The organism is Actinosynnema sp. (assembly GCF_052038725.1).
Window position 1 is genome coordinate 1 of record NZ_JBQGCX010001387.1, and the last position, 7,937, is coordinate 7,937.

Sequence of the window (7,937 nt, forward strand, 5' to 3'; positions counted from 1 at the left end):
GACCAGCGCGCGCACCAGCTCGGCGACCAGTTCCTCACCGCGTTCAGCCATGACGGCAGTGTCCCCGCCCGCGACGCGCCGGCCGCAGCGGCTCAGGCCGGTGGGGGCGCCGTGCTCTCGCGGTGCACCAGCCACGTCGGCACCAGGCTCGTGCCGACCTCCTGCGGCTCGTGCCTCACCTGCCGCAGCACGCGCTCCACGCAGCGCCTGCCCACCTCGGTGAAGTCCTGGTGCACCGTGGTCAGCGGCGGGATGTAGGAGGTCGCGTCGGGGAGGTCGTCGAAGCCGACGATGCTCACGTCGCGCGGCACCACCATGCCCTTGGCGTGGAAGGCCCGCAGCAGGCCCAGCGCCATCTGGTCGTTCGCCGCGAACACCGCCGTGCAGCCCGGTTCCTCGGCCAGCTCCAGGCCGATCCGGTAGCCGGAGTCCGCCGACCAGTCGCCCCTGCGCAGCGGCGGCACCGGCAGGCCCGCCTCCTCCAGGGTCTCGCGCCACGTCTGCGCCCGGCGCTCCGCCGCGAAGGACTCCTCCGGGCCCGCGACGTGCCAGACGGTGCGGTGGCCGAGGTCGATCAGGTGCCTGGTCGCCAACCTGGCCCCGTGCGCCTGGTCGGTGTCGACCACGTTGTAGCGGTCGCCGCCGTTCGAGTCCACGACGATCACCTGCACGCCCGGCGGCAGGGTGACGGTCGCGGCGTCGAGCAGGTGCACTTCCATGATCACGATGACCGCGTCGACGGCCAGCTCGTCGAGCCTGGTGAACGCGCCCAGCACGCCGTCCTGGGTGGGCACCGCGACCGGGATGAGCGTGATCGCGTAGCCCTCGGCGGCCGAGTGCGCGACGATCGCCTCCAGGGTGCGGCTGTTGCCGACCGTGGCCAGGGTGAACAGGATGACGCCGATGGTGCGGAACTCGCCGTACTTCAGGGCCCGCGCGGCGCTGTTGGGGCGGTAGCCCAGTTCCCGCATGGCGGTGAGGACCTGCTCGCGGGTGCTCCCGACGACGCTCGCGTGGCCGTTCGCGACGCGGGAGACGGTCTGCGCGGACACCCCCGCGAGCCTGGCGACGTCGGCCATGGAGACGCGGCGGCGCACTCCCGGCTCCAGCGGGGTCCTGCGGTTCGCACTCACGCCTGCTCCTCCCCGGGTCAGCACCGACCCGCGCGGCACCGCGCCCGGTCCTCCCCCGTTCCGACGCGTGACATCGTTGTCGGTTCCCGAGTTCGGTCGAAACCGGGGCGGGTTTGGGAAGCCCCGCGCACCGAGGGGCGGTGCGCGGGGCGGTCCGTCACGCCTCCGTGTGCCCCAGCTCGGGGGCGGACCTGAAGTGCGCGACGGTGGTCGCGGCGGTGGCCGTCTCCAGCACCGCCAGCTCGTTGGCGCCCGCGCGGAGCACCGGAGCGGGCACGTACAGCGTGCGCTGCGGCCCCAGGGACCAGTAGCGGCCCAGGCAGAAGCCGTTGACCCAGGCGATCCCCTTGCCCCAGCCCAGGGTGTCGAGGAACAGGTCCGCGGGCTCGTCCAGGTCGAACCGCGCGCGCCGCAGCACCGGGCCTGCGCCGCCGTCCGGGGTGGCGGCGGCGTCGGGCGGGGTGTCCAGCTCGATCGGCAGGACGTCCCAGCCGGTCAACGGCTTCCCGTTCAGGGTCGCGCCGCCGATGACGCCCTTGGCCTCGCCCAGGCGCGGGCCGTAGTTGACCCGGCCCATGTCCTCGACCAGCAGCACCAGCTCGCCGCTGGCCCTGTCCAGGCCGAGGGCGCGCTCGTGGTTCTGCCGCAGCAGGGTCCCGACCGGCTGGCCGTCCAGGAACACCGACACGCGGTCGCGGACCTCGCCCAGCACCAGCGTCGCGGGCACGTCGCTGTCCACGGTGGTCCGGTAGAGGGCCATGCGGGGCATGGACTCCAGCTCGTCCAGCTCGGGCAGCGCCTCGTGCCGCTCCCAGGTCCCCCACGACTCGGGGGCCTTGAGCGCGTACGCCCCGGCGTCCAGCTCGACGCTGAACTCCGGCGCGGGCTTCGCGGGCGGCGGCACGTCGTCGGGGACGGGCGCGTAGCGGGCGATGACCTCGCGGAAGGCGTGGTACTTCGCCGTCGGGTTGCCCGCCTCGTCGAGCGGGGCGTCGTAGTCGTACGAGGTGATCGTCGGCTGGTAGACGCCCTTGTCGTTGGCGCCGCTGGTGAGGCCGAAGTTGGTGCCGCCGTGGAACATGTAGATGTTCACCGACGCGCCCGCCGCGAGCAGCGCGTCCAGCTCGGCTGCGCTGTCCTGCGCGGAGGTGGTGTGGTGCCGGTCGCCCCAGTGGTCGAACCAGCCGTTCCAGAACTCCGAGCACATCAGCGGCCCGGTGGGCTGGTGGCGGCGCAGGGTGGCCAGGCGCTCGGCGGCGCGCGAGCCGAAGGAACCGGTGCGGTGCAGGCAGTCCAGGCTGCCCTGCGAGAGCATCTCGTCGGTCGGCTGGTCCACGGTCGTCAGCGGCACGGTGATGCCGGACTCGCGGGTCAGGTCGACCAGGTGGCGCAGGTAGAACTTGTCGGAGCCGTAGGCGCCGTACTCGTTCTCGATCTGCACCAGCACGACCGGGCCGCCGCGGTCGACCTGCAGCGGGGTGACCACGTCGTAGACGCGGCGCAGGTACGCGCTGACGGCGCCCAGGTATCGGGGCTCGCTGCGGCGCACGCCGACCTCGGGGTCGCGGTAGAGCCACGCGGGCAGGCCGCCGTTGTCCCACTCGGCGCAGATGTACGGGCCGGGGCGGACGATCGCGTGCATCCCGGCGTCGGCGACCAGGCGCAGGAAGCGGTCCAGGTCGAGCATCCCGGTGAAGTCGTAGGTGCCCTCGACCGGCTCGTGGAGGTTCCACGGCGTGTAGGTCTCGATGGTGTTCAGGCCCATGCGGCGGGCCTTGTCGATCCGGTCGGCCCACAGGTCGGGGTGGACGCGGAAGTAGTGCAGCGCGCCGGAGATCACGCGGTGCGGCCGGCCGTCGAGCAGGAAGTCGTGCTCCCCGATGGTGAACTCAGCCATGGTCGGTCACCACGAGCACGGACCAGGACAGCGGGGACAGGGTGGCGGACAGTGTCGTTCCTTCCTCGGACGCCGTCGCGGTCGCGCCGTCCAGCGCGGTGGGTGCGACTGGCTGGGAGTGCTCGGTGTTGGCGGTGTGCCGGTCGCCGCCGGGCGGGATCGTCACGGTGCGGGCGTCGGTCAGCCGCAGGGCGGCCCCGCGCAGCCGCACCGACACCTCGACGGGCTCGGTGGTGGAGCGGTTGACCAGGAACACCGCGCCCCGACCGGTCTCGGCGTCGTAGGTCGCCGAGGCGTCGACCTGGTCGACGGGTCCGTGCAGGGCGGTGTCGATGCGCGGGCTGCCGTCGACGGAGAGCTTGAGGCTCGTTCCGGTCGCGTGCGCCGCGGTGAGGCTGAAGGGGTGGAACGTGGTCTGCCGCCACGCCGGGCCGCCGGGCTCGCTGCGGATGGGCGCGATGACGTTGACCAGCTGCGCCAGGTTCGCCATGGAGACCCGGTCCACGTTGCGCAGCAAGGAGTTCAGGAGGGTGCCGACGACGACCGCGTCGGTGACGGTGTAGGTGTCCTCGATGACGCGCGGGTGGTGCGCGGGCGGCTGGGCGCGCAGCGCGGGCTGCTCGACCTCGTTCCAGTGCCGCTGGTCCCAGGCGTTCCACTCGTCGACGCTGATGCCGATCTTCTTGTCCAGCCCCAGTTCCGCGAGGACGCCGTCGATGATGGCGGCGGTGCGGCTCAGGTAGCGGTCGAAGGCGACCGAGCTGCCCAGGTAGCTGTCGGCGTCGCCGTCGAACTCCTGGTAGTAGGCGTGCACGGAGATGTGGTCGACCAGCGCGGCGGTGAGGGCGAGCACGGTGCGCTCCCACTCGCCGAAGGTCGGCATCTCCTCGTTGGAGGAGCCCGCGACGACCAACTCCACGCGCGGGTCGATCATGCGCATCAGGCGGGCGGTCTCGGCGGCGAGGCGGCCGTACTCGTCGGCCGTCTTGTGGCCGATCTGCCAGGGGCCGTCCATCTCGTTGCCCAGGCACCAGAGCGTGATGCCGAAGGGGTGCTCCGCGCCGTTGGCGCGGCGGCGGTCGCTGAGCGCGGTGCCGCCGGGGAGGTTGCAGTACTCCAGGACGTCCGCGGCTTCCTGGATGCCCCGTGTGCCGAGGTTGACCGCGTACATGGGCTCGACGCCCGCCTTGTCGGCCCAGTCCACGAACTCGTGCAGGCCGAAGGTGTTGCTCTCCAGCGTGTGCCACGCCGGGTCGAAGCGGGTGGGGCGGTCGGCCACCGGGCCGGTGCCGTCCTCCCAGCGGTAGCCGGAGACGAAGTTGCCGCCGGGGTAGCGCACGACCGTGGGGCCGAGCTCGCGCACCAGCTCCAGGACGTCGCCGCGCAACCCGGTCTCGTCCGAGGCGGGGTGGCCGGGCTCGTGGATGCCGGTGTGCACCGCGCGTCCCATGTGCTCGACGAACGAGCCGAAGAGCCTGCGCGGCACCGGCCCGATGGCGTCGGCGAGGTCCGCGTCGATGCTGACGACCATGTCGTCCGGTCTCCTGTCCTGGCGGAGGTGCGTGGTGCTCGCGGGGAGGCCGGGAGGTGTCCCGGCCTCCCCGCGTCAGGGGCGTCAGTTGGTGACGGTGAAGCCCTGCTGGTTGCCGTACTCGGTGATGGCCTTCTGCCAGGAGGCCAGACCCGCGTTCAGGTCGCTGGCGTTGGCGTAGGCGCTACCGGCGTTGTCGTTGAAGATGCTGTTGGCGTACAGCTGGAACGGCAGGTACTCCCAGCCCTTCACGACGTCCTTGCCCGCCTGCGACAGGACCTGGTTGATCTTCTGGCCACCGAAGTACGCGGACTCGAAGTTCAGGAACTTGTCCGACTCGAGCTCCTTGGTGGTGGCCGGGAAGCCGCCGAACTCGATGAACTTGTCGATGCCGCCCTGCTCGTGGTTCAGCCAGCGCACGAAGCCCGCCGCGAGCGCGGGGTTGGCGCTCTGCTTGATGACGGACTGGCCGCCGCCGCCGTTCTCGGCGGTCGCGGGCTTGCCGTCGTAGGTCGGCATCGGGGCCACGGCCCACTTGCCCTTGCCGTCAGGCACGGAGGCCTCGAGGATGCCGGGCATCCAGGCGCCGTTGATCATCGTGACGATGCTGCCGTTGCCGAGGCCCCGGTACCACTCGTCCGACCAGCCGGTGATGGTGGGCGCGGTGAGCTTCTTGGAGACCAGCTTGTTCCAGGTCTCGGTCCACTTCTTGGCGCCCTCGTCCTGCAGGTTCACCTTGACGTTGGTGCCGTCGACGGTGAACGGCTTGCCGCCCGCCTGCCAGATCATGCTGGTGGCGAAGCCGGCGTCACCGGAGTCCGCGGTGATGAACTTGGTGGGGTCCGCGGCGTTCAGCTTCTCGGCGGCGGCGACGTACTCGTCCCAGGTCTTGGGGACCTGGATCTGGTACTGGTCGAACACCTCCTTGTTGTAGAACATCGCCATGGGGCCCGAGTCCTGCGGCAGGCCGAACAGGCCGCCGCCGACCTTCACCGAGTTCCAGGTGGAGGCGGTGTAGTCCTTCTCGAACTCGTTGAACCCGAACTGGCCGAGGTCCAGCAGCGAGTCGGTCATCGCGAACTGCGGCAGGGCCTGGTACTCGACCTGGGCCACGTCGGGCGCGCCCGAGCCGGCCTTGATCGCGTTCTGCAGCTTGGTGTACTGGTCCTTGTTGGTGCCCGCGTTGACGTAGTTCACCTTGACCTGCGGGTACTCCTTCATGAAGGCGTCGACCTGCGCCTGCGCCGAAGGGGTCCAGCTCCAGTAGGTGATCTCGCCACCGGCCTTCAGGGCGGCGTCGACGGCGTCAGCGGTGCCGGTCATGCCCGCGGGCTCGTTCGCGGCGTTGTCACCGGAGGAGCAGGCGGTGAGCGCGGTGGTGAGCGCGGCGGCCATCGCCACGGCCACCCGCGCGCGGCGGCTGGTGGTAGACATCGGGGGTTTGTCCTCTCGCTTCATTGGGAGACTCGGGTACCGCTCGGGGGTTACTGCTTGACGCTGCCCGCGCTCAGGCCGGACTGCCAGAACCTCTGCATGAAGAGGAAGGCCGCGACGAGGGGGATGATCGTGATCAGCGCGCCGGTGATCACGAGGTGCTGGACGGGCTGGGCGCCCGCGCCGACCGAGGCGGCGTTCCACTGGTTCAGGCCGACGGTCAGCGGGTACCAGTCCGGCTCGCTGAGCATGATCAGCGGCAGGAAGTAGTTGTTCCAGGTGGCCACGACCGCGAACAGCGCGACCGTGACGATGCCGGGGGCGAGCAGGCGCAGCGTCACCGAGAAGAAGATCCGCACCTCGCTCGCGCCGTCCAGGCGGGCCGCCTCCATCAGCTCCTCCGGGATCGCGTCCACCGCGTAGGTCCAGATGAGGTAGAGGCCGAACGGGCTGACCAGGGACGGGATGATGATCGCCCAGGGGGTGTTGGTCAGGCCCAGCTCGCTGAACAGCAGGAAGGTGGGCACCGCGAGGGCCGTGCCGGGCACCGCGACCGCGCCGAGCACGACAGCGAACACGGCGCGCCGACCGGGGAACCGGAACTTCGCGAGACCGTAGCCCGCCATGGTCGCCAGGAGCGTGGCGCCGCCGGCGCCGACCACCACGTAGAGCAGGGTGTTGCCGAGCCAGCGGAGGAAGATGCCGTCGCGGTACGAGAACGTCGCGACGAGGTTGTCGAAGAACGCGAAGTCGTCGGCGAACCACAGCCCGAACGAGCTGAAGAGGCCCGACTGGGTCTTGGTCGAGCTGAACAGGAGCCAGACGAGGGGGACGAGCGTGTACAGCGCGTACAGCATCATCACGATGAGCAGGGTCTTCGACGCACGCGGGTTGAGCGGGTCGTTGCGCTTCTTCGTGGGGCGGGCGAGGGGGAGTGCCATGTCAGCGCACCTCCGACTTCGAGCCGCGCAGCTGCACGACGTAGGCGATCACCGCGGTGATGACGCCCATGATGATGGCGATCGTCGCGGCGTAGTTGAACTGCTGCCCGGCGAACGACAGGTTGTACGCGTACATGTTGGGCGTGAAGAACGTGGTGATCACGTTCGGGGCGAGCGGGCGCAGGATGTTCGGCTCGTTGAAGAGCTGGAAGCTGCCGATGATCGAGAAGATGGTCGCGATCACGAGGGCTCCGCGCACGGAGGGGATCTTGATCGAGAAGATCGTGCGCCAGGCGCCGGCGCCGTCGAGAGAGGCGGCCTCGTACATCTCGGTCGGGATCGTCTTGAGCGACGAGTAGAAGATCAGCATGTTGTAGCCGACGAACTCCCACGTGACGATGTTGCCGATCGAGATCAGCATCCACTCCTTCGCGAACGGGGTGATCGCGTCGACCCCGAGGAAGTCGTTGATGTTGCTCGTCAGGCCGAACTGGTCGCCGTAGATGTATCCCCACATGAGCACAGCCACGACGGCCGGCACGGCGTAGGGCAGGAAGATCAGGATGCGGAAGAACGACGCCCCGCGCAGGCGCGCGCTGTCGAGCGCGAGTGCCGCCGCGAGGGCGAGGGCGAGCATGATCGGCACCTGCACCACGAGGAAGAGCAGGACGCGGCCGAACGCCTCCCAGAACTGCGGGTCGGTCAGGGCGCGGACGTAGTTGTCGAACCCGACGAAGGCGGTGCCGCCGATGAGCTTCTCCTGGAAGAAGCTCAGGTAGAGCGCGTAGGCGAGCGGGGTGAGGAACACCAGCGCGAAGACGACCATGAACGGGCCGACGAATGCCCAGCCCTTCCAGTCGCGCTTCTCGCGCCGGCGGATGCCGTCGTCCGCCAGGACCGCGGAGTTGTGAGTCGTCATCGACGAGACCTTCTTAGAAATCGGGCGTCAGCGCGCCGTGTGTCAACGTCAACATATGTGATGCGCTGCTAGTGTGTCAACG

6 protein-coding genes are annotated in these 7,937 nt (G+C 70.0%); all 6 read right to left on the reverse strand.

Annotation, left to right across the window (positions count from 1 at the left end):
• Window positions 1-92: 92 nt before the first annotated feature.
• The 6 genes from ACTUAL_RS29345 to ACTUAL_RS29370 all read right to left on the reverse strand — a co-directional run bounded on the left by ACTUAL_RS29345 (window position 93) and on the right by ACTUAL_RS29370 (window position 7,855).
• On the reverse strand, window positions 93-1,133 hold the full coding sequence (locus ACTUAL_RS29345; RefSeq protein WP_440902509.1) for a LacI family DNA-binding transcriptional regulator: 1,041 nt from the start codon (window positions 1,131-1,133) through the stop codon (window positions 93-95).
• Between the two features lie 157 nt (window positions 1,134-1,290).
• The gene (locus ACTUAL_RS29350) at window positions 1,291-3,030 is read right to left on the reverse strand and encodes a beta-galactosidase (RefSeq protein WP_440902510.1); all 1,740 of its coding nucleotides are present in this window, start codon (window positions 3,028-3,030) and stop codon (window positions 1,291-1,293) included.
• Complete coding sequence (locus ACTUAL_RS29355) at window positions 3,023-4,561, reverse strand: alpha-N-arabinofuranosidase (RefSeq protein ID WP_440902511.1); 1,539 nt, start codon at window positions 4,559-4,561, stop codon at window positions 3,023-3,025. Before ACTUAL_RS29355 ends, ACTUAL_RS29350 begins: the two co-directional genes overlap by 8 nt.
• Window positions 4,562-4,645: 84 nt before the next feature.
• The gene (locus ACTUAL_RS29360) at window positions 4,646-5,995 is read right to left on the reverse strand and encodes an ABC transporter substrate-binding protein (RefSeq protein ID WP_096493027.1); all 1,350 of its coding nucleotides are present in this window, start codon (window positions 5,993-5,995) and stop codon (window positions 4,646-4,648) included.
• A gap of 50 nt (window positions 5,996-6,045) precedes the next feature.
• Entirely contained in the window at window positions 6,046-6,936 is an 891-nt protein-coding gene (locus tag ACTUAL_RS29365; RefSeq protein WP_440902512.1) for a carbohydrate ABC transporter permease, read from the reverse strand.
• A 1-nt stretch (window position 6,937) separates the two neighbouring features.
• On the reverse strand, window positions 6,938-7,855 hold the full coding sequence (locus ACTUAL_RS29370; RefSeq protein WP_440902513.1) for a carbohydrate ABC transporter permease: 918 nt from the start codon (window positions 7,853-7,855) through the stop codon (window positions 6,938-6,940).
• Window positions 7,856-7,937 lie beyond the last annotated feature (82 nt).

Bases quoted from the DNA above. Each gene is read 5' to 3' on its own strand.
- ACTUAL_RS29355 (WP_440902511.1), bottom strand. From the start codon at position 4,561: ATGGTCGTCAGCATCGACGCGGACCTCGCCGACGCCATCGGGCCGGTG.
- ACTUAL_RS29370 (WP_440902513.1), bottom strand. From the start codon at position 7,855: ATGACGACTCACAACTCCGCGGTCCTGGCGGACGACGGCATCCGCCGG.
- ACTUAL_RS29360 (WP_096493027.1), bottom strand. From the start codon at position 5,995: ATGTCTACCACCAGCCGCCGCGCGCGGGTGGCCGTGGCGATGGCCGCC.
- ACTUAL_RS29350 (WP_440902510.1), bottom strand. From the start codon at position 3,030: ATGGCTGAGTTCACCATCGGGGAGCACGACTTCCTGCTCGACGGCCGG.
- ACTUAL_RS29365 (WP_440902512.1), bottom strand. From the start codon at position 6,936: ATGGCACTCCCCCTCGCCCGCCCCACGAAGAAGCGCAACGACCCGCTC.